Annotated in this window: 19 protein-coding genes; 16 read left to right on the forward strand and 3 right to left on the reverse strand. The window is 39.5% G+C overall.

What is annotated here, in order from left to right:
- The first annotated feature begins 57 nt into the window (after positions 1 to 57).
- The 10 genes from tig (at position 58) to ACOB80_RS12880 (ending at position 11,062) form a co-directional block, all read left to right on the forward strand.
- On the forward strand, positions 58 to 1,365 hold the full coding sequence (gene tig, locus ACOB80_RS12835; RefSeq protein ID WP_473166234.1) for a trigger factor: 1,308 nt from the start codon (positions 58 to 60) through the stop codon (positions 1,363 to 1,365).
- A gap of 85 nt (positions 1,366 to 1,450) precedes the next feature.
- Positions 1,451 to 2,086 (forward strand): ATP-dependent Clp endopeptidase proteolytic subunit ClpP, encoded by a 636-nt coding sequence (gene clpP / locus ACOB80_RS12840; protein WP_473166293.1) that lies wholly within the window; start codon positions 1,451 to 1,453, stop codon positions 2,084 to 2,086.
- 83 nt (positions 2,087 to 2,169) lie between these two features.
- A complete protein-coding gene (clpX, locus tag ACOB80_RS12845) occupies positions 2,170 to 3,450 on the forward strand; it encodes an ATP-dependent protease ATP-binding subunit ClpX (RefSeq protein ID WP_473166235.1) in 1,281 nt (426 codons plus the stop codon).
- Between the two features lie 169 nt (positions 3,451 to 3,619).
- The gene (gene lon / locus ACOB80_RS12850) at positions 3,620 to 5,977 is read left to right on the forward strand and encodes an endopeptidase La (protein ID WP_473166236.1); all 2,358 of its coding nucleotides are present in this window, start codon (positions 3,620 to 3,622) and stop codon (positions 5,975 to 5,977) included.
- A gap of 293 nt (positions 5,978 to 6,270) precedes the next feature.
- On the forward strand, positions 6,271 to 6,543 hold the full coding sequence (gene hupB, locus ACOB80_RS12855) for a nucleoid-associated protein HU-beta (RefSeq protein ID WP_044832489.1): 273 nt from the start codon (positions 6,271 to 6,273) through the stop codon (positions 6,541 to 6,543).
- A gap of 186 nt (positions 6,544 to 6,729) precedes the next feature.
- Positions 6,730 to 8,634, forward strand: coding sequence for a SurA N-terminal domain-containing protein (locus ACOB80_RS12860; RefSeq protein WP_473166237.1), 1,905 nt, complete (start codon positions 6,730 to 6,732; stop codon positions 8,632 to 8,634).
- Between the two features lie 133 nt (positions 8,635 to 8,767).
- Positions 8,768 to 9,082, forward strand: a complete 315-nt coding sequence (locus ACOB80_RS12865; RefSeq protein WP_473166238.1) for a cupin domain-containing protein — start codon at positions 8,768 to 8,770, stop codon at positions 9,080 to 9,082.
- Between the two features lie 96 nt (positions 9,083 to 9,178).
- Positions 9,179 to 9,898 carry an SIMPL domain-containing protein gene (locus tag ACOB80_RS12870; RefSeq protein ID WP_473166239.1) on the forward strand — a complete coding sequence of 240 codons (720 nt, stop codon included), beginning with the start codon at positions 9,179 to 9,181 and terminating at the stop codon, positions 9,896 to 9,898.
- 116 nt (positions 9,899 to 10,014) lie between these two features.
- Positions 10,015 to 10,674 (forward strand): SDR family oxidoreductase, encoded by a 660-nt coding sequence (locus ACOB80_RS12875; RefSeq protein WP_473166240.1) that lies wholly within the window; start codon positions 10,015 to 10,017, stop codon positions 10,672 to 10,674.
- Between the two features lie 31 nt (positions 10,675 to 10,705).
- Positions 10,706 to 11,062 carry an MGMT family protein gene (locus ACOB80_RS12880; protein WP_473166241.1) on the forward strand — a complete coding sequence of 119 codons (357 nt, stop codon included), beginning with the start codon at positions 10,706 to 10,708 and terminating at the stop codon, positions 11,060 to 11,062.
- Between the two features lie 10 nt (positions 11,063 to 11,072).
- Here the strand turns inward: ACOB80_RS12880 and ACOB80_RS12885 are convergent, their stop codons facing one another.
- Positions 11,073 to 11,861: an SDR family oxidoreductase gene (locus ACOB80_RS12885; RefSeq protein WP_473166242.1), complete on the reverse strand. Its 789-nt coding sequence runs from the start codon at positions 11,859 to 11,861 to the stop codon at positions 11,073 to 11,075.
- 96 nt (positions 11,862 to 11,957) lie between these two features.
- Between ACOB80_RS12885 and ACOB80_RS12890 the strand changes: the two genes are divergently transcribed.
- On the forward strand, positions 11,958 to 12,758 hold the full coding sequence (locus ACOB80_RS12890) for an alpha/beta fold hydrolase (protein ID WP_473166243.1): 801 nt from the start codon (positions 11,958 to 11,960) through the stop codon (positions 12,756 to 12,758).
- 61 nt (positions 12,759 to 12,819) lie between these two features.
- Here ACOB80_RS12890 and ACOB80_RS12895 read toward each other — a convergent pair whose 3' ends face one another.
- Positions 12,820 to 13,278, reverse strand: a complete 459-nt coding sequence (locus ACOB80_RS12895; protein ID WP_473166244.1) for an Hsp20 family protein — start codon at positions 13,276 to 13,278, stop codon at positions 12,820 to 12,822.
- A gap of 203 nt (positions 13,279 to 13,481) precedes the next feature.
- On the reverse strand, positions 13,482 to 14,105 hold the full coding sequence (gene tpx / locus ACOB80_RS12900; protein WP_473166245.1) for a thiol peroxidase: 624 nt from the start codon (positions 14,103 to 14,105) through the stop codon (positions 13,482 to 13,484).
- Between the two features lie 167 nt (positions 14,106 to 14,272).
- Here tpx and ACOB80_RS12905 point away from each other — a divergent pair, with 167 nt between their 5' ends.
- The 5 genes from ACOB80_RS12905 to ACOB80_RS12925 all read left to right on the forward strand — a co-directional run bounded on the left by ACOB80_RS12905 (position 14,273) and on the right by ACOB80_RS12925 (position 20,537).
- Positions 14,273 to 15,397, forward strand: coding sequence for a response regulator (locus tag ACOB80_RS12905; protein WP_473166246.1), 1,125 nt, complete (start codon positions 14,273 to 14,275; stop codon positions 15,395 to 15,397).
- Positions 15,398 to 15,400: 3 nt separating this feature from the next.
- Positions 15,401 to 16,366, forward strand: coding sequence for a sensor domain-containing diguanylate cyclase (locus tag ACOB80_RS12910; protein WP_473166247.1), 966 nt, complete (start codon positions 15,401 to 15,403; stop codon positions 16,364 to 16,366).
- 1,025 nt (positions 16,367 to 17,391) lie between these two features.
- Entirely contained in the window at positions 17,392 to 18,018 is a 627-nt protein-coding gene (psrA, locus tag ACOB80_RS12915; RefSeq protein WP_473166248.1) for a TetR family transcriptional repressor PsrA, read from the forward strand.
- Positions 18,019 to 18,112: 94 nt separating this feature from the next.
- The gene (nagZ, locus tag ACOB80_RS12920; RefSeq protein WP_473166249.1) at positions 18,113 to 19,126 is read left to right on the forward strand and encodes a beta-N-acetylhexosaminidase; all 1,014 of its coding nucleotides are present in this window, start codon (positions 18,113 to 18,115) and stop codon (positions 19,124 to 19,126) included.
- Positions 19,127 to 19,166: 40 nt separating this feature from the next.
- Positions 19,167 to 20,537 carry an SLC13 family permease gene (locus tag ACOB80_RS12925; protein WP_473166250.1) on the forward strand — a complete coding sequence of 457 codons (1,371 nt, stop codon included), beginning with the start codon at positions 19,167 to 19,169 and terminating at the stop codon, positions 20,535 to 20,537.
- Positions 20,538 to 20,544: the final 7 nt, after the last annotated feature.

Raw genomic sequence — 20,544 nt, forward strand, 5'->3', positions numbered from 1 at the left:
TGTTCATGACTAGATGCAAAAATGAAGTACACCTGTACTAATTATTGAGGTAAATAAATGCAAGTTTCAGTTGAGACAACTCAAGGTTTGGAGCGCAAATTAACGATTACTGTTCCAGCAGAAACAGTTGACGTAGAAGTTAAGAACCGTCTTCGCCAAATCGCGAAAACTCAAAAAATCAACGGTTTCCGTCCTGGTAAAGTTCCACCATCAGTAATCCAAAAGCGTTACGGCAAAGCAGTACGCGAAGAAATTGCTGGTGAAGTAATGCAGCGCAACTTCGTTGAAGCTATTATTGCAGAGAAAATTAACCCAGCTGGTCGTCCTGCTTTCAACGAGAAAAGCAACGTTGACGGTCAAGACTTAGAATTCGAAGCAGTATTCGAAATCTACCCAGAAGTTGAGTTAAAAGACTTAGACAAGATTAAAGTTGAGCGTCCAGCAGTAGAAGTTACTGAAAAAGACGTTGACGAAATGTTTGTTACGCTTCAAAAGCAGCACCAAACGTGGAAAGAAAACAAGCGTAAAACTAAGAAAGGCGATAAGTTAACAATCGACTTCTTAGGTCGTGTTGACGGTGAAGAATTTGAAGGCGGTAAAGCTGAAGGTTTCGAATTAGAGCTTGGCGCTGGTCGTATGATCCCTGGTTTTGAAAAAGAAATCACAGGTATGAAAGTAGGTGAAGAGAAAACTATCTCTGTAACTTTCCCTGAAGATTACCATGCAGAAAACCTTAAAGGTAAAGACGCAGAATTCGACATTAAAGTTCATAAAACTGAAGGCCCAATTTTACCTGACGTAGATGACGAGTTCGCTAAACTATTCGGCATCGAAGAAGGTGGTGTTGAAGCATTACGCGCTGAAGTTCAAAAGAATATGACGCGTGAATTAACTCAAGCAGTAAAAGCTAAAGTTAAAGAGCAAACGTTAAATGGCTTAGTTGAAGCTAACGATGTTGAACTTCCACAGTCTTTAATCAATCAAGAGATTGACGTTCTTCGTCAACAAGCACTACAACGTTTTGGTGGTCAAGTTGACCCTAAGAACTTACCTGAACTTCCAGCAGATATGTTCAAAGAGCAAGCAGAGCGTCGTGTTAAAGTAGGTTTATTACTTGGTGAAGTTATCAAGCAAAACGAACTTAAAGTAGACAACGCTAAAGTTGACGAGTTAATCGAATCAGCAGCGTCTGCATACGAAGATCCAAAAGAAGTGATCGAGTACTACAAAAACAACAAAGAAATGTATCAACAAATGCAAAATGTTGCTTTAGAAGAGCAAGCTGTTGACGTTCTAGTTGAAGGTGCGAAAGTTTCAGACAAGAAAGCAAACTTCAAAGACATTATGAACCCAGAAGGTAAATAACCTTTTTGGTTGACATTGTTTAAAGCAATAGCTTAAATGGCTTATATGGAAACATATAAGCCATTTTTTTATCAAGGAAATCGTGTTGTTTAATTCTCTTAAAAATTCATCTACAACAAATCCAATCGAAAGCGCATTAGTCCCAATGGTTGTTGAACAAACAGCAAAAGGGGAGCGTTCATATGATATCTATTCTCGTTTATTAAAAGAGCGTGTTATTTTCTTATGTGGTCAAGTTGAAGATCACATGGCTAACTTAATCGTTGCACAGTTACTTTTCTTAGAATCTGAAAGCTCTGAAAAAGATATCTTTCTTTATATTAATTCTCCAGGTGGCTCTGTTACTGCAGGTATGGCAATTTACGATACGATGAAGTTTATTCGTCCTGACGTAAGCACTGTTTGTGTAGGTCAAGCAGCAAGTATGGGGGCCTTTTTATTATCAGGTGGCGCTAAGGGCAAGCGTTATTGCTTACCTAACTCTCGTGTCATGATTCATCAGCCGTTAGGTGGCTTCCAAGGTCAGGCGTCAGATTTTGAAATACATGCCAAAGAAATTTTGCACATTAAAGAGAAGATGAATCGCTTAATGGCTGACCACACTGGCCAGCCATTTGAAAAAGTCGCACAAGATACAGATCGCGATAATTTCCTTAGTGCAGACGAAGCAGTTGAATATGGATTAGTTGACTCCATATTAGAACAAAGAAGTGAATCGTAACTTAGCGGTAAATTTGTATTGTTATCTGCTAATTTTGTGAAATACTTAGTATTACGATGTTTGAAAATGTTTAGAGGTACCGAATGACCGATATAAAAAAAGGTGACGGTGATAACGGCAAGTTATTATATTGTTCATTTTGTGGCAAAAGCCAACATGAAGTACGTAAGTTAATTGCGGGTCCATCGGTATTTATATGTGATGAGTGTGTCGAGCTGTGTAACGACATTATTCGCGAAGAAATTAAAGAAATAGCGCCTAAACAAGATAAAGAGTCTTTACCTTCTCCTGTCGAGATCAGAGAAAGCCTTGATGACTATGTTATTGGTCAAGACCATGCCAAGAAAGTTTTAGCTGTTGCTGTTTATAACCACTATAAACGTTTGCGCAATGGCGACTCTCATAACGGCGTAGAACTCGGTAAGAGTAATATCTTACTTATCGGTCCTACAGGTAGTGGTAAAACCTTACTTGCTGAAACGCTAGCGCGTTTGTTAGACGTTCCATTTACTATGGCTGATGCAACAACATTAACTGAAGCTGGTTATGTTGGTGAAGACGTAGAAAACATAATCCAGAAGCTTCTACAAAAATGTGACTACGATGTTGAAAAGGCGCAACGTGGTATCGTTTACATCGATGAAATTGATAAAATTTCTAGAAAGTCTGATAACCCATCTATTACACGAGATGTATCAGGCGAAGGTGTACAACAAGCGCTATTGAAGCTTATTGAAGGTACAATTGCTTCGGTGCCGCCTCAAGGTGGTCGTAAGCACCCGCAACAAGAGTTCTTACAAGTAGATACCTCTAAGATCTTGTTTATTTGTGGTGGAGCCTTTGCTGGTTTAGACAAAGTTATTGAGCAACGCAGCGAAACTGGCACTGGCATTGGTTTTGGTGCTGAAGTTAAAGCTAAAGACGAAAACAAGTCGTTAACTGAACGATTCCAAGAAGTTGAGCCTGAAGATTTAGTTAAATATGGTTTGATTCCTGAGTTTATCGGTCGTTTACCTGTCGTTGCTACGTTAAGTGAGCTTGACGAAAGTGCTTTGATTCAAATTTTACAAGAGCCTAAGAACGCCTTAACTAAACAATACTCAGCACTATTTGATATGGAAGGTGTTGAATTAGAGTTTAGAAAAGATGCATTAACTGCGATTGCTAATAAAGCTATGGTACGCAAAACGGGTGCTCGAGGACTGCGTTCAATTGTTGAAGGTGTGTTACTTGATACTATGTACGAGTTACCTTCTATGGAAAATGCAGCAAAAGTGGTTGTTGATGAAACCGTTATTAAGGGCGAATCTAAACCAATTGTGATTTATGAGACGCCTACTGATAAAGCAGCTTCTGATAACTAATTTTTTAATAGATAGATTAAAGAGCACTTGAAGTGCTCTTTTTTTTGGCGAAAAAATAGCCGAACGTTTGCTTTTTTTCATCTCGATATTGAAAGCTAACCTATTATCCCCATATAGTTTTTAATTCCTAATAGATAAGGTTGTCATTTACCTTAAAAGAGAGAGTCTAATGTCTGAAGAATTAGCCCCTGTAAATACCATCGCAGAAATTCCTGTTCTTGCGTTGCGTGATGTTGTCGTTTATCCGCAGATGGTAATTCCGTTATTTGTTGGTCGTGAAAAATCTATTCGCTGTTTAGATATTGCTATGGAAGCGGACAAGCAAGTATTTTTAGTGGCACAAAAAGACGCTTCAATTGATGACCCGACAGAAAATGATGTTTATGAAACGGGTACTGTCGCCACCATCTTACAAATGCTAAAGCTGCCAGACGGTACTGTTAAAGTGCTTGTTGAAGGTGCTAAGCGTGCAGAAATCACTAAGTTTGTCGAAACAGAGCAATTCTTTACCGCAGATATTAAGTACCTTGAAATAGAAAATAGTGCCTCAGACAGCATTGATATTCTTGTACGAAGCGCAATCTCTCAATTTGAAGGTTACGTAAAGCTTAACAAGAAAATTCCACCTGAAGTGTTAACCTCAATTTCAGGTATTGATGACGCTGAGCAACTAGCCGACACCATGGCTGCCCACATGCCACTTAAGCTAATCGAAAAGCAAAATGTTCTTGAAATCAAAGATATTGCAAAACGATTAGAGCATTTGATGGCTTTAATGGAAGGGGAAATTGACTTATTACAAGTTGAGAAAAAAATTCGTTCTCGCGTTAAAAAGCAAATGGAAAAGAGCCAACGTGAGTATTATTTGAATGAGCAAATGAAAGCAATTCAAAAAGAACTTGGCGATATGGATGATGTGCCTGATGAGATAGAGCAAATCACCAAGAAAATTGACGACGCACAAATGCCTAAAGAAGCCAAAGAGAAAACAATGGCTGAATTGCAGAAACTAAAAATGATGTCATCAATGTCTGCAGAAGCAACGGTAGTGCGCAGCTATATTGATTGGATGACTAATGTACCTTGGAAAAAGCGTAGCAAGTTGAAAAAGAACTTAGCCTTAGCTGAAGAGGTGTTAGAGTCTGATCACTATGGCTTAGAAAAAGTAAAAGAACGAATTATTGAGTATCTAGCGGTTCAACATCGCGTTTCGCAATTAAAAGGTCCTATTTTGTGTTTAGTTGGTCCTCCTGGTGTTGGTAAAACCTCGTTGGGTCAATCTATTGCAAAGGCGACAGGTCGAAAATACGTGCGTATGGCGCTAGGTGGCGTAAGAGATGAAGCAGAAATTCGTGGTCATCGTCGTACCTATATAGGTTCGTTGCCAGGTAAGCTTATTCAAAAGATCTCCAAGGTTGGTGTAAAAAACCCGCTGTTCCTATTAGATGAAATCGACAAAATGGCATCGGATATGCGTGGTGACCCAGCATCAGCATTACTTGAAGTGCTAGATCCTGAGCAGAACACCAGTTTTAACGATCACTACTTAGAGGTTGATTACGATTTATCTGATGTAATGTTTGTTGCTACATCTAATAGCATGAATATTCCTGGACCACTTCTTGATAGAATGGAAGTTATCCGTCTATCTGGCTATACCGAAGACGAAAAGCTTAACATTGCTAAACGTCACTTATTAACCAAGCAAATCAAGCGAAATGGTTTAAAAGAAAGTGAAATTACTGTTGAAGACAGTGCAATTATCGGCATTATTCGTTACTACACTCGTGAAGCTGGCGTTCGTAATTTAGAAAGAGAAATTTCAAAACTGTGTCGCAAAGTAGTAAAAGCGATATTACTTGATAAATCTCTTAAAACGGTCACCATCTCTCAAGATAATTTAGAAGAGTTTTTAGGTGTTCAACGTCATGACTATGGTAAAGCGGACGATCAAAACCGAGTTGGTTTAGTTACTGGCTTAGCGTGGACATCGGTTGGTGGTGAATTATTAACAATTGAAACTGCGTCTGTGCCAGGTAAAGGTAAACTAACTTACACAGGTTCATTAGGCGATGTGATGCAAGAGTCTATTCAGGCAGCTTTGACTGTCGTTAGAAGCCGAACAGATAGTTTACGTATCAACGAAGACTTTAACGAAAAACGCGATATTCACGTCCATGTTCCTGAGGGTGCCACGCCTAAAGACGGTCCAAGTGCTGGTATTGGTATGTGCACTGCATTAGTGTCTAGCTTAACAGGGAACCCTGTAAAAGCAGATGTTGCAATGACAGGTGAAATCACGCTAAGAGGTGAAGTACTCCCTATTGGTGGTTTAAAAGAAAAACTGTTAGCAGCGCATCGTGGTGGCATTAAAACTGTAGTAATTCCAAAAGATAACGAGCGTGATCTGAAGGAAATTCCAGAAAATGTTAAAGCAGACTTAAGTATTCATTGTGTTAAATGGATCGAAGAAGTGCTTGAAATCGCGTTAGAGAACCCTGTTGAAAGTGTACAGTTGCCCAAATAACAGAGAAATTCTGACGAAATATTGACTAAATATACGTAAAAGTTAAAAAAAAATAGAAAAAAATGCATTTAGGGCTTTCCAAACTCTCAGGTTGTGGTAAGTTAAGGGGGCTAAAAGCGCTGTACCCCACTATTAACAAGGGGTGAGCTAAAGGTAAATGCATTTATCTTAAATTTTAAATTTCTTTAACTCAGTGCTTGATGTTCAAAAAGAAGCTTGCTATAAAAGCTTCTGCAGGACGCTAAAAATACAAAGATAGCGCTGAATAATAACAATTGAAGGGGAATATTACTGTGAACAAATCTCAATTAATCGAGAAAATCGCTGCTGGTGCTGACATTTCTAAAGCTGCTGCTGGTCGTGCGTTAGATTCATTTATTGATGCTGTGACTGAAGAGTTAAAAAGTGGTGAGCAAGTTGCTTTAGTTGGTTTTGGTACTTTCTCAGTACGTGACCGTGCAGCACGCACAGGCCGTAACCCACAAACTGGTGCAACAATCGAAATCGCTGCAGCTAAAATCCCATCATTTAAAGCTGGTAAAGCGTTAAAAGATGCTTGTAACTAATCATTAGTTACTATATTGAATTTAGAAAGACCACCTTAGGGTGGTCTTTTGTTTTGTGAACAATTAGTTAATGGATAGAATGGTAAAATCTATTAATTATGCTTCAAGCTTGCATTTGCTTCTGGTAAAATCGCGCGCACGAAATAAAAAATATACAAAGTAAACACCGAGTGTTAAGAGAATACGATGTTAGAAAATATTAGAGAAAGCTCTCAGGGATTGGTCGCTAAAATCATTCTTGGTTTTATTATATTGACCTTTGCTGTTGCAGGTATCGGTAGTTATACCAATAGTGCTGATACGTCGGTAGCTGAAGTGAATGGTGTTAAAATTACCCAAGCTGATTTTGAAAAGGCGCTTCAAAACCAACGTAACCGCATGGCACAGCAATTCGGTGAGATGTTCGAGACGTTAGCTGCTGACCCAACATATATGGCCAATATGCGTGAAAGCGTGGTAAACGGGTTAATAGATCAAGAATTATTGTTGCAGGCTACGGACGGTGCAGGGTTAAGAATTAGCGATGAACTAATCAAAAAAACTATCCGTGAGATGGGTGAATTTCAAGTAGATGGTAAATTCGACAATAACAGGTACTTGGCGCTAATTAATCAAGCTGGTTTTTATCAATCGACGGACTTTCGCGATTACTTACGAACTCAACTTGTGCGTCAACAGTTGATAAATGGAGTGGTTGGAACAGAGTTCACGCTTCCATATCAAACTCAGCAGTTGGCACAATTACAAAGCCAAAAACGAGATTTACGTTTTGCAACTATTTCTGCGAAACAGTTCGAAGCAGGCATTGAAGTTTCTGAAGAGGATATCAAGTCTTACTACCAAGAAAACTTATCTCGTTACCAAAACGAAGAAAAAGTTAAGCTCGATTATGTCACGATTGATGTTGCTAAAATTGCTGCGGGAATTGAAGTAAGTGATGCCGATATTGAAACTTACTACAACGAGAATATTGCTAACTATAAGCGAGAAGAGCAGCGCCGTGTTTCACACATCCTTATTGAAGCCGGTGATGATGTTGATGCAGCTAAAGCTAAAATTACGGCTATTCAAACACGTTTAGCGGCAGGAGAAGATTTTGCTGCTTTAGCTCAAGAACTTTCTGACGATACCTTTAGTGGTGAAAATGGCGGCGACCTAGATTGGTTAGAGCGTGGTGCAATGGAAGACGATGCTTTTGATGATGCTGCTTTTGCTTTAGCAAATGTTGGTGATGTATCGGACATAGTTGAAACAGAATTCGGTCTTCATTTAATTAAATTAACTGAGCTTACAAAAGAACAAGTTCAAACTCTTGATGAAGTGAAAGAGCAACTTAAAACGACTGTAAGTAATGAAAAAGCGCAAGATAAATTCTTCGAGCTTCAACAGCAAGTTGCTGAGTTAAGTTTCGAAGTACCTGATAGCTTAGAAGATGCTGCAAATGCAATTGGTGAATCAGTGCAAACGTCTGACTGGATTTCACGCAATGGCAGTACACCGCCATTTGACAATGCAAAAGTATTAGATGCTGCGTTCTCTGATATGGTTATTTCTGAGCAATTAAATTCAGATATCATTGAAGTTAATAATGGTTTAGCAATCGTGGTGCGCATCAATGAGTACCAGGAAGCTAATGCTAAGCCTTTAGCTGAAGTAAGTGAGCAAATTAAAGCTAGCTTAGTTGCGACTCGTGCGAGCGAAAAAGCACAAACGGTAGCTGACGAATTATTGACTGCGTTTACTGGTGGCGAAAGTATTGACCAACAGTTAACAGAAGCAAGTGCTTCATTTGAGGAGCATAAAGCTGTCCCTCGTTTTGGTGGTGGATTAGATGGTGCTTTGGTTAAGGACGCATTTGCATTGCCGCACCCTAGTGAAGGTCAAGTGTCTGCGAATACAGTAAGTCTTATGAATGGTGATTTAGCTATCGTTGAAGTAACAGCAGTAATTAATGACGAAGAAGCGACAGTACCTGCGGGCTTCGACCAGCAATTAACTCAGATGTTAGCGCAAAATGCTATGTCAGGATATATTGAAGCATTAAAAGCTGATGCGAAAATTACGCGCCGTAACTTAACGGCTGCTAACTAAGATTTTTTAACATAAGTTAGATGTTAAAAAGGGTTGCTTAAAGGCAGCCCTTTTTTTTCGTCAAAATGTTGTGCTTTATAAACCCGTTGTCTTTAAAAGGTATTTGCCTAACAAACAACAAGTGGACTAGATCATGAAAAATATATTTAATGGTATTCCTGATAATTTTAAAGAGGAAATCTTTGAAGATTTATTGATAACCGATAAGCTGCGAGTGGAAAAAATATTGTCTTTTGGCCAAAGTTCACCTGAGGAAGGTTGGTATGATCAGGATGAGCATGAGTGGGTAATTCTTCTGTCTGGCTACGGGGTTATTGAATTTGAAGGTGGGCGTATTGAAAAGTTATTACCTGGCAGTTATTTACACATTAAAGCGCATGAAAAGCATAAAGTTGTTGAAACTAGTCAAGAGGAAGTCACCGTGTGGCTGGCAATTTTTTACCAATAGCCCTCATTTTATTCGACCCTGAGTAAATGAGCTTGTTTTTTCGATGGTATTGTCATCATAATCATAGATAAAATTAATGTCTGAACGGAGGTGGGTTTGAAAGAAACTCTTGGGAAATCTTTTAATGGTTTAGGACTCTCGATCTTTTTCGGGTTGATTGCACTTGGGTTGTTATTAGGACAAGCAGCTATAGATTATAAAAAGCTAGATAGAAGCATCACGGTTAAAGGGCTGTCGGAGCGAGAGTATAAAGCTGATATTGTGTTATGGCCGATTCAATTTATTGCCGCGAATAATGATTTGACATCTCTTTATGAAACGATTGATACCAATAGTGAAAAAATTAAAACATTTTTAATCGAAAGTGGCATCGAAGACCAAGCAATCTCTTTCGCAGCACCTGCGATAACCGATAAAGTTGCTCAACAATATGGTAGTGGCTCTCGGGCGGAGTTTCGTTACAGTGCTACGCAAACCGTTACAGTTTATTCTTCAAATATCGATGGCGTTCGCAAAGTTAAAAATCTACTCTCAGCCCTAGGTAAAGAAGGTATTGTATTTACCGGCGACAACTATCAGAGTCAAACCGAATATTTGTTTACTCGGCTCAATGAAGTTAAACCTGACATGATACAAGAAGCGACGACAAAAGCCCGTGAAGTCGCTGAAAAATTCGCTCAAGACTCAAACAGTACATTGGGTAAAATTAAACGTGCTTCTCAAGGGCAATTTAGCATTAGAGCACGGGACAAGAATAATCCGCATATTAAGAAAGTAAGGGTAGTTTCAACGATTGAGTACTATCTGTCAGACTAAAACAGTGGTTTATTTATCTCTGCTTTTAACTTATTACCTGCGTACTCTTGAATTTTGCCTTTTTGCGATTCATATCTACTATCAGCTTAAACAAATAAAAGATTGGGATTAATAAAATGAATGTTGTTATTACTGGAGCAAACCGTGGTATTGGTTTAGCCATGACTAAATTATTTGCTGCGAATGGCGATACTGTTTACGGTTTATGTCGAAGCGCTTCACCAGAGTTGGCAAGTATGGATGTTAGCGTTGTTACAGGGATAGACGTAGCAACAGAACAAGGTTTACAGAATATGAAGGAAGCGCTTTCTGGTGTTTCAATTGACGTATTAATTTGCAATGCGGGCATTTTGCGAGATGAGCAACTTGGCAATATCAACACGCAAACTATTCGTGAACAATTTGAAGTCAATGCACTCGCGCCGTTGTTAGTGGTTGATACATTAGAGTCGCAAATAGCACGTGGCGGGAAAATAGCAATGATCACCTCTAGAATGGGATCTATTGCGGATAATGGTTCTGGCGGTCGCTATGGTTACCGTATGTCAAAAGCAGCCCTTAATGCTGCATCTATGTCTTTGTCGAAAGATCTTGCGCCGAAGGAGGTTTCTGTAGGCATTTACCATCCAGGTTATGTGCAAACGGATATGGTCAATATGGGCGGTGATATTAGTGCTACTGAAGCAGCGTCGCGTTTAGTCGGTTTAATTTCAGCGCAATCGATGGCGAATACTGGCGAATTCAAGCATTCTAATGGTCAAAGCTTGCCTTGGTAAAGGCTACCTCTAAAACTATACGTACGTAACCATGGACACAATTGAAAAATACCAACGCATTTGGCAAACGGTTCAACTTATCCCCAAAGGGCATGTTGCTACTTATGGTCAAATTGCGGATCTAGCAGGACTCCCAGGAAGGGCTAGGTTGGTAGGTAAGGCGTTGGGTAAAGTGCCAGAGAACGGATGGCAGGGGAATCACGTTCCTTGGTTTAGAGTGATTAATTCGCAAGGCAAAATAAGTTTTTCGCCAGAAAGTGAACACTTCAAACGGCAAAAGGGCTTTCTGCAGGACGAGCAAGTGGTTACTATTGGTGCAAGAGTCAGGTTAAAAGAATTTCAGTGGCAACCTGACCTTGCTGAATTGCTCTATAAATTAGAGTTTTAAGCACTTAGCATTACAAACTACTCGTTCGTCCACCATCCACCGGCAAGTTAATGCCTGTGATATACCCTGCTGCAGGAGAGCAGAGAAATGCCGCTGCCGCAGCAAACTCTTCCGGTTTTGCAAAGCGTCTCATTGGAATATGTGATTTTTCAATCTCTTCAGCTTGTTCAAAGCTAATACCCTGTTTTTTCGCTTTATTCGAAATGATGGCATCTAACCTTGCTGTTGCTGTAGCACCGGGCAAAACGTTATTGACGGTAATGCCAAATTCGCCAAGCTCATTAGCTAAGGTTTTTGCCCAACTAGCAACGGCACCTCGAATTGTATTAGAAACACCTAAATTGGGTAGCGGTTGTTTAACGGACGTTGAAATAACGTTGACTATCCGACCATAGCCACTCGTTTTCATACTAGGTAATAGCGCTTGAACTAAATGGTGGTTATTGATCAGGTGCAGAGAAAATGCGTCAGTAAATGCTTCTGGATTAGCTGCATTTGCAGGGCCTGGAGCAGGACCGCCTGTATTATTAATTAATATGTTGTAGCTGTTACCAGCGCCTATATGTTGGTGGATAGCGGTTTTTACTTGTTCGCTATCTGAAAAGTCAGCGATAAGTGTTTGGTGCTGCTGCCCTTTACTTGTATCTAACGTATCAAGAACTTCATTTAATGTTTCTTGGTTACGTGCAAATAGGGTGACACTCGCACCTAGAAGCGCGAGTTCTTGTGCGCATGCTTTACCTATACCTTGACTGCTCCCGCACACTAAGGCGGTTTTGCCTGACAAATTTATATCCATGATGTTTTCATTTTTATTGACTTAGCCTCTTGGCATTTAATCACAAGTGTGACTAAATTGGCGACAGTTTTAATCATTCTTTTTTTTAGTTGTTTTATGAGTTTTTTTGAATATATGGAATCTAATTTACAAGGCGTTGAAATAAGTGGTGATAAGCATTTACCCGTAATTGTTTTCCTACACAGCTCTCTTAGCTCAAGAAAGCAATGGTATAGCCTAACCAGTCAATTACGTAGCCAGTTCTTGTGTATTAATATTGACTTACTCAGTTATGGTGGGGCGCCTTTAGCAAAAGAAAACTCTACGTTTCAACAAGAAATTGATAGGATTGTCGATGTTCTAGCGGCGTTAAAAATTACGTCAAGCGTTACTCTAGTCGGTCATTCCTGTGGCGGTGCTATCGGTTTGGCACTGCTTGCACGCAACCCTAAACTAATCTCGCGATTAGCATTGTTTGAGCCTGTTAGCTTCCATTTACTCGCTAAACAGCATGATGACCAATTGAATTTTATTTCAGACTTTAGTGCTAGATTAAGTCAGTTACCTTCAATTGAAGGTGCGCAAGAGTTTATAAACTATTGGAATGGGGAAGGGTATTTTCAACGACTACCTGACACCATTAAGCAAGATATGGCATTAAAGTTTGAAAAAGTGCTTATCGACTTCAATGGCATTTTGTCAGAGACCTATACGTTAGATTTTCTCTCTACATGTTCACAACCATGCTTAATAATGGTCGGGGAAGAATCTCAGCCTGTGAGTCACTTGTTGAGTTCAATCATTCACGCTGCTATGCCCAATGCTAACCTGCTTTCTTTGCAAGGTGGGCATATGGCACCTATCGCAAATGCAAAAGCTGTTAATGAATGCTTGCTAGAGTTTTTATTAACAGAATAAAAAAGCCCGAGCATAAGCTCGGGCAAAAGAAACAAGGGAGAGATTTTACACAGTGTGAAGGTTAATTTTCGTCTTCACTTGTCAATAGGCTCTTGCCGTTAATAGCAATTTTTCTTGGCTTAAGGGCCTCTGGTATTTCTCTTTGTAAATCAATGTTTAGAAGACCATTTTCCATAAAAGCTCCAACAACTTTTACGTGGTCACCTAGTTGGAATTTTCGTTCAAAGTTGCGTTCTGCGATACCTTGGTGTAGAAATTTTCTTTCTGCTTTTGTATCAGCCGCAGCTTTATTTCCTGTGATAATCAAGTTGTTATTGGCTGACTCGATTGATAGCTCGCTCTCGGCAAAGCCTGCAACAGCCATAGTAATGCGATATTTATCTTCCGCTAGTAACTCAATGTTATACGGAGGGTAAGATGACTGCTTATCGGCACGAGACGCTTTGTCTAGCATATTTGCTAAGTGGTCAAAACCAATGAATGAACGGTAAAGTGGACTAAAATCTGTAGATGTACGCATAATACATATCCTCATAAAGCAATATGGTTTAACGTTGGCAATGCGGGTTAGACGCCTCGGTCTAAAAATAAAGCTATTAACCAACAAATTAAGTGCTCTTCTTACGAACGAGCGGTTTAAGGTGTAGCCCTTTTCAGCGACTACACCTATAAGATGAGGATGATTATTAAGCTTTCAAGTGAAAATTGAAAAAAAATTATTATTTAATTTTCTGTGGTTAAGTTTTGGTTAGTGTCGGCTTCGCTAGGAAGTGACTTTAATGCCTTTAAAGCGGCATCGTAATCAGGATGAGAAGAAATGTTTGCCACAATTTCTTTATACACAAGCGACCCGTTAGCGTCGACGATAAATATAGAGCGGGTTAAAAGCCCCATATCCTTAATTAACAAGCCATACTTCTCACCAAGGTCTCGCCAAACTGCATCTGACAATACTTGAATTTGATTAACGTTTTCAGTTTTACAAAATCGTTTTTGTGCAAAAGGTAAGTCGTTACTAATAGTAAGAATTACTGTGTCGTCACTAATGTTAGCAACTTCTTCATTGAATCGTTTTGTTTGTAGAGAACAAACGCCTGTATCTATGCTAGGTACAATCGAAAGTAGTACTTTCTTGCCTGCGAAATCTGAAAGCATCACCGGAGCAAAATCTTTGTCAACGACCTTAAAGTTAGGCGCTGCTGTATTTAGCTTTGTTTGGTGGCCAATTAAGGTGACGTATTTGTCGCCGGCCTTAACTAAATCAGATGTTTCAGGTAATTGATTGGCATTCGCGTAAGAAACTGTCAATAATAAAGAAAGGAGAAAGTGTTTTGGTTTAAGGATCATGGTGTCATTTATAACCGAATAAATAGAATGCCAAGCTTAACCTTAGAGTTGAAAAATAGCGAATTTTTCCGCTTTTTTAACACCCTACTATTGAGATAACTTTATTAATCATTATGATTAGTAAGGTTATTTAGAAGAAGTTTGCTAAATTAAATGAGTGGTCAACTATGACAACACCCCTACTGATCTGCGATGATTCCAATATGGCACGAAAACAAGTCGCACGTTCTTTACCTGATGGTTGGGACGTAGACATTAGTTTTGCCACAAATGGATTGGAAGCCATAGATTTAATTAAACAAGGAAAGGGCGATGTACTGTTACTTGATTTAAACATGCCAGAAATGGATGGCTATCAAGTACTTGAAACAATAGTCAAACAAGACCTACCTACCATGGTAATAGTGATTTCTGGCGATATTCAACCAGAAGCGCATCAACGTGTTACAAGCATGGGGGCACTAGATTTTATTCAGAAACCTGTTAACAAAGATAAATTAACAGAGATCCTTACTGCATACGGCATCGTCACTAAAGATGAACCTGAGCAAACGGCGCAGAAAGAAGTTCATACGCCGACACCAACAGCTAAAGTAAGTTCTAATAGCAGCACATCTGCGGTTAAATTGTCACCTGTTACTGAGCCTGTTAAACCAGCAGAAGAAACAAAAGCAGAAACGGCCATTGAATTAAAGCCGTTGGAAAATGATATCCGCGACTGCTATCAAGAAATTGCAAATGTCGCTATGGGTCAAGCTGGTGACTTACTCGCACGACTTTTAGATGTTTTCGTTGTTTTACCTATTCCAAATGTGAATTTAATTGAAGTAAGTGAGCTATCAATGGCGTTATCGGCTGTTGAAGCGACTGAGAGCACTTCAGGTGTATGCCAAGGGTTTATTGGCGCAGGCGTTTCGGGCGAAGCGTTACTTATTTTAAACGATTCAAGCTTTAAAGACGTTGCTTCACTAATGAATTATCAATGTGAAATTGACGAAACGACAGAGTTAGAGCTGCTAATGGATTTAACCAATTTGCTAATTGGTGCTTGTTTGAAAGGTATCTCAGAGCAACTCGATATGCCTTTTAGTCAAGGTCACCCTGTGGTTTTAGGTCAACACCGCAATATCTCTGAACTAATAGCAACTAACTCCACCAAGTGGAAGCGTACGCTTGCCATAGAAATTAGCTACGGTATCGAAAATTATCCTATTAAGTGCGATTTATTATTATTGTTTACAGAAGACTCAATGAATACTCTGAACAACAAAATTGCCTATCTATTGGAATAAAGCATGTCATTAGAAACTGAACAAATAAATGAATTACATTGGTTGATGGAAATGCTACATACCATAGATGTAGGTCTGGTGGTATTAGACAGAGAGTACAATGTCCAAATTTGGAATGGCTTCATGGAAAACCATAGTGGGTTACTGCCAAGAGAGGTTAAAGGTAAGAACCTGTTTAGCCTTTTTGAGGAAATTCCACAGGAATGGTTTATTCGTAAGTCTGAATCAGTATTTATGCTGAAAAATAAAGCATTTACTATTTGGGAGCAAAGGCCCTACTTATTTAAGTTCCAAAACTATAGACCAATCACTGGTACCGCTGATTACATGTATCAAAACACCACCTTTATTCCTTTGATATCTGCGAGCGGAGAAGTTACGCATTTATGTTTGATAGTGTATGACGTTACTGACAGCGCCGTTCATAAAAAGGACTTGGAAAAAGCCAATGAAGAGCTTGCTGTTTTAAGCCAAACTGACGGCTTGACTAAACTGTTTAACCGCAGTCATTGGGAGCGCTGCTTACGAGCGGAGTACAAACGTTGGACTCGAAGCAACCATCCAAGTTGCTTAGTGATGCTAGATATTGATCATTTTAAGTTAGTCAATGACAACTATGGACATTTGGTTGGTGATGAAGTTATTCGCCATATTTCTGGCCTTATTCGAGAACATGTTAGGGAAACAGATATTTCGGGTCGTTATGGCGGAGAAGAGTTTGCTATTTTACTTGCTGATACTGCGATTGAAAATGCGCAAGTATTCGCCGAAAGGTTGAGAAAAGAAGTAGAAGCGGCCGTCGTTAAACATAATGATATTGATTTAACATATACCGTTAGCATGGGAATTGCCGAAGTGGATAGCACCATTAAAAGTTACGAAGCTTGGATCGAATGTGCAGACGCTGCTTTGTACCGATCAAAAGAAGGTGGTAGGAATAAAGTATCTTTGCACCCTAAACAAGGGTAAAAAAAAGCTCAATCAACGCTGATTGAGCTGCTATCAAAAAAGATAAGGGAGAGTATAACAAAGTCACTATTCAAGCTTTGCCTAAACAGTGAATACATCATAATCTGCTGCCTTGTATTTTACTGTTGGAAAACCGTGAAAGTTTGTAACCCACCTAAAGTTCATTGTCGTTACTTTTTAACCTTGCGGCAAAAGACCAATGCAATATTTCGAGTAAAAAAAAGCCCAGCATATCGCCGGGCTATATAAAAAATTCATGAAACTTAGAATACTCTTAATCAAGAATAAAACTAAAATCTTGACGAAAATTCCCTTAAGAATTGTGCGAATATTAATCTATTTTTGGTGGTGAGTCTTTAGTAAATTTGAAAATATTTATAATGTATTATTTTTTAAAGGTTTTTAATTTGGGCAAAAAAAAGCTCAATCAACGCTGATTGAGCTACTATCAAAAAGATAAGGGAGAGTATAACAAAGTCACTATTCAAGCTTTGCCTAAACAGTGAATACATCTTACTTTGTCGCCTTGTATCTTACTGTTGGTAAAAAGTGAAAGTTTGTAACGCATAAACTGCTTGTTTGATTGGTTCTTTCTCTTGGACAAAAAAAAACTCAATCAATGTTGATTGAGCTACTATCAAAAGATAAGGGAGAGTATAACAAAGTCACTATTCAAGCTTTGCCTAAACAGTGAGTTCATCATACTCTGTCGGCTTGTATCTTACTGTTGGAAAACAGTGAAAGTTTGTAACGCATAAACTGGTTGGGTTATTCGGTCTTTCTCTTGGATAAAAAAAAGCTCAATCAACGTTGATTGAGCTACTATCAAAAAGATAAGGGAGAGTATAACAAAGTCACTATTCAAGCTTTGCCTAAACAGTGAGTTCATATTAGAAGCATTCCTCGTTTATTACTGTATGCATTTGGTGATTAATTGTAACTCTATAGAGGGTATTCGAGAGTTGCGTTATTTAAAACGCTTGTTTAAACTGTCTTTGACAGCTTAGTTTAGGGGGCGTAGTAAGATGAGCACCAAAAATAAAATATTAGATGCAGCAGAAACACTTTTTGCAGATAAAGGCTTTAATGGCACATCTCTACGTGAAATTACTAGTTTGGCCGATGTAAACCTTGCGGCGGTAAATTACCACTTTGGTTCAAAGAAAGAGCTTATTAAGGCAGTGATGTCGCGCTATATGAATGAGTTATCGCCTAATTTAGAGTCATCGCTTGCTGTTGTTTGTGAACAAGAAACACCGCCGAAACTTATTGAAGTATTCTCTGCTTTCATTGAACCTTTATTATCACTGAATGTGTTTAGAGAGAATGGTACAAGTAACTTCTTACAATTATTGGGACGAGGGTATACTGATAGCCAAGGCTTTCTCCGTTGGTTTTTAACCACTCAATACCCTGGTGTTATCACTAATTTTGTTAGTGCAGTGCAGCGTGCGTACCCTGAATTAACCGCTGAAGATATTTTCTGGCGTTTACATTTAACGATGGGCACAGTAGTTTTTACCATGTCTTCCAGTGACGCTCTACTCGATATTGCCCAAAACGATTTTAACCAACAGTTAGATATTGGTGATGTTATTCGGAAAGTTATCCCATTTGTCTCTGCAGGTGTTGGTGCGCCACTAGATCACTAAACATAGAACACTAACCGTAACAGATAAATAAAACGCTTTTGCGGCTTCACTTTATTAGGTACAGTTAAGCTATTACCCTCAAAAAGTGAAGTTTATGGGCCCAGTCATGATGGACGTAGAAGGTACGTCTGTAACCCAAGAAGATAAAGAAATTCTTCAACACCCCCTAGTTGGTGGTTTAATTCTATTCTCTCGTAATTTTGAATCTATCTCTCAAGTAACTGAGCTAGTTGCAAATATAAGAGCCGCGGCTAAAAAGCCGCTGTTGATTGCTGTCGACCATGAAGGTGGGCGTGTGCAACGTTTCAGGGACGGATTCAATCAGATCCCAGCGATGGGGCAGCTCCTGCCTCTCGCTAATAACGACTTATCACAGGCAATAAAACTTGCCGCCAATGCGGGCGCACTAATGGCATTAGAGGTTAAGGCGTTAGGAATCGATATTAGTTTCGCCCCTGTTCTCGATATAAACGGCATTAGTGAAGTTATTGGTCATCGAAGTTTTGCCCAAGATCCTGCAGAAATTATTCCATTGGCTTCAGCATTTATTGACGGCATGGGCTCGGTTGGCATGAAAGCGACAGGAAAACACTTTCCAGGCCACGGAAATGTTGCTGCTGATTCTCACTTTCACATTCCCGTTGACGAGCGAAGTAAAGAACTCATATTTGCGCAAGACATTCAACCATTTGCACGATTAATTCAGCAAGATAAAGTACACGCAATTATGCCTGCACACGTTATTTATCCAGCAGTAGACGACAAATCAGTAGGCTTTTCATCAATATGGTTGAAAGATATATTACGCCAAAAATTAGGCTTTGATGGCGTTATTTTCAGTGACGATTTATCAATGGAAGCAGCTTCATCTATTGGGGGATATATCGAACGTACTGAAGCTGCTCAGGCTGCAGGTTGTGACATGTTATTGGTTTGCAATAATCGTTCTGCTTGTGAGCAAGTATTAGATGGTGCAAATATCCATATAAATGCTGAGAGCTCTAAACGATTATCAGCCATGTTAAGCAAGCAACAGTTTGATTGGCAAGCGATGATGAATATGCCGCAATGGCAGCAGTTAAGTGAATTAAATAAGCAACTTAATTAATTTAGCCATCAAAAAAATAATAAAAACTAGAAGAAGTATTATGACAAAATCAAAAATCATTTTGGTAGCGCCATTAGTCGCTTTAATCACATACTGGATGTTGGTTGCTATAGGCGTTGACCATTTACCAGCAGTGGCTGCGAGTATCACCTTGTTAACGGTTACTTTTTGGGTAACAGAAGCGATTCCTATTCCTGCGGCTTCATTAATACCATTTGCTTTATTTCCGTTGTTTGGGGTCTTAGATCACAAACAAGCAGCTTCTGCTATTGGTCACCATGTTATTGTCCTTTTAATGGGCGGATTCATGTTATCAAAGGCCATTGAAAAAAGTGGTGCTCATGAACGGCTCGCAGTATTAATGGTACGCCTAGTCGGCGCTTCTAGTGCGAAAAGGTTAGTGCTGGGCTTTATGTTGGCCGCTGCCTTTTTAAGTATGTGGATTTCTAATACTGCCACAACGTTGATTATGCTACCTATTGCATTAGCGATACTTGCCCATGTAAAAAATCCCAAGCTATCTGTCGCGCTAATTTTAGGTATTGCCTATGCTGCTAGTGTTGGCGGTGTTGGTACCCCAATGGGGACTCCACCTAACTTGATATTCATGGCGGTTTATGAAGAGCAAGTTGGCCAAGAATTTAGTTTCTTTTCTTGGATGAAAATTGGTGTGCCTATTGTTTTAGTTGCCATTCCAATCATTGCTTTATGGTTAACTCGCAGTATTAAGTTAGACAAGGCAATCGAATTGCCTACTCTTGAACCTATCCGGGCGGAAGAAAAGCGTACCTTGTGGGTGTTCGGACTCGTTGTTCTCGCGTGGGTAACGCGCAAAGAACCTTTTGGTGGCTGGCAGGAATTATTCGGTGTCACCATGGCTGGAGATAGTACGGTAGCATTATTCGGTGTTGTACTCATGTTTCTTGTGCCAAATGGCAAAGGTGGTCGATTGTTAGATTGGGAAACTGCAAAGGACATTCCTTGGGGGATGTTATTACTGTTTGCTGGCGGTATTGCTATCGCTAAAGGGTTTGCCGCTTCTGGTTTAAGTGAAATGATGGGGCAGTGGTTAACCTCTCTAGCTCAGCTTCCTGCTTTACTGATGGTGTTAATTATTTGTTTATCAGTAACCTATCTAACAGAAATTACCAGTAATACGGCAACGGCGACTTTACTCATGCCAATTTTAGCCGCAGCAGCTATTGCAACGGGATTAGATCCTAGCGTATTGATGATACCTGCCGCAATTTGTGCGAGTTGTGCTTTTATGTTGCCTGTATCTACAGCACCGAATGCCATAGCCTATGCCACAGGTGAAGTCACGATTCAGCAAATGGTGAAAGAAGGTGCGGTGTTAAGCTTTGTCATCGCAACCACCGTTGGTTTGATGTGCTACTTTTTACTTTATTAGAGATAAA

The organism is Thalassotalea coralli, assembly GCF_055786205.1.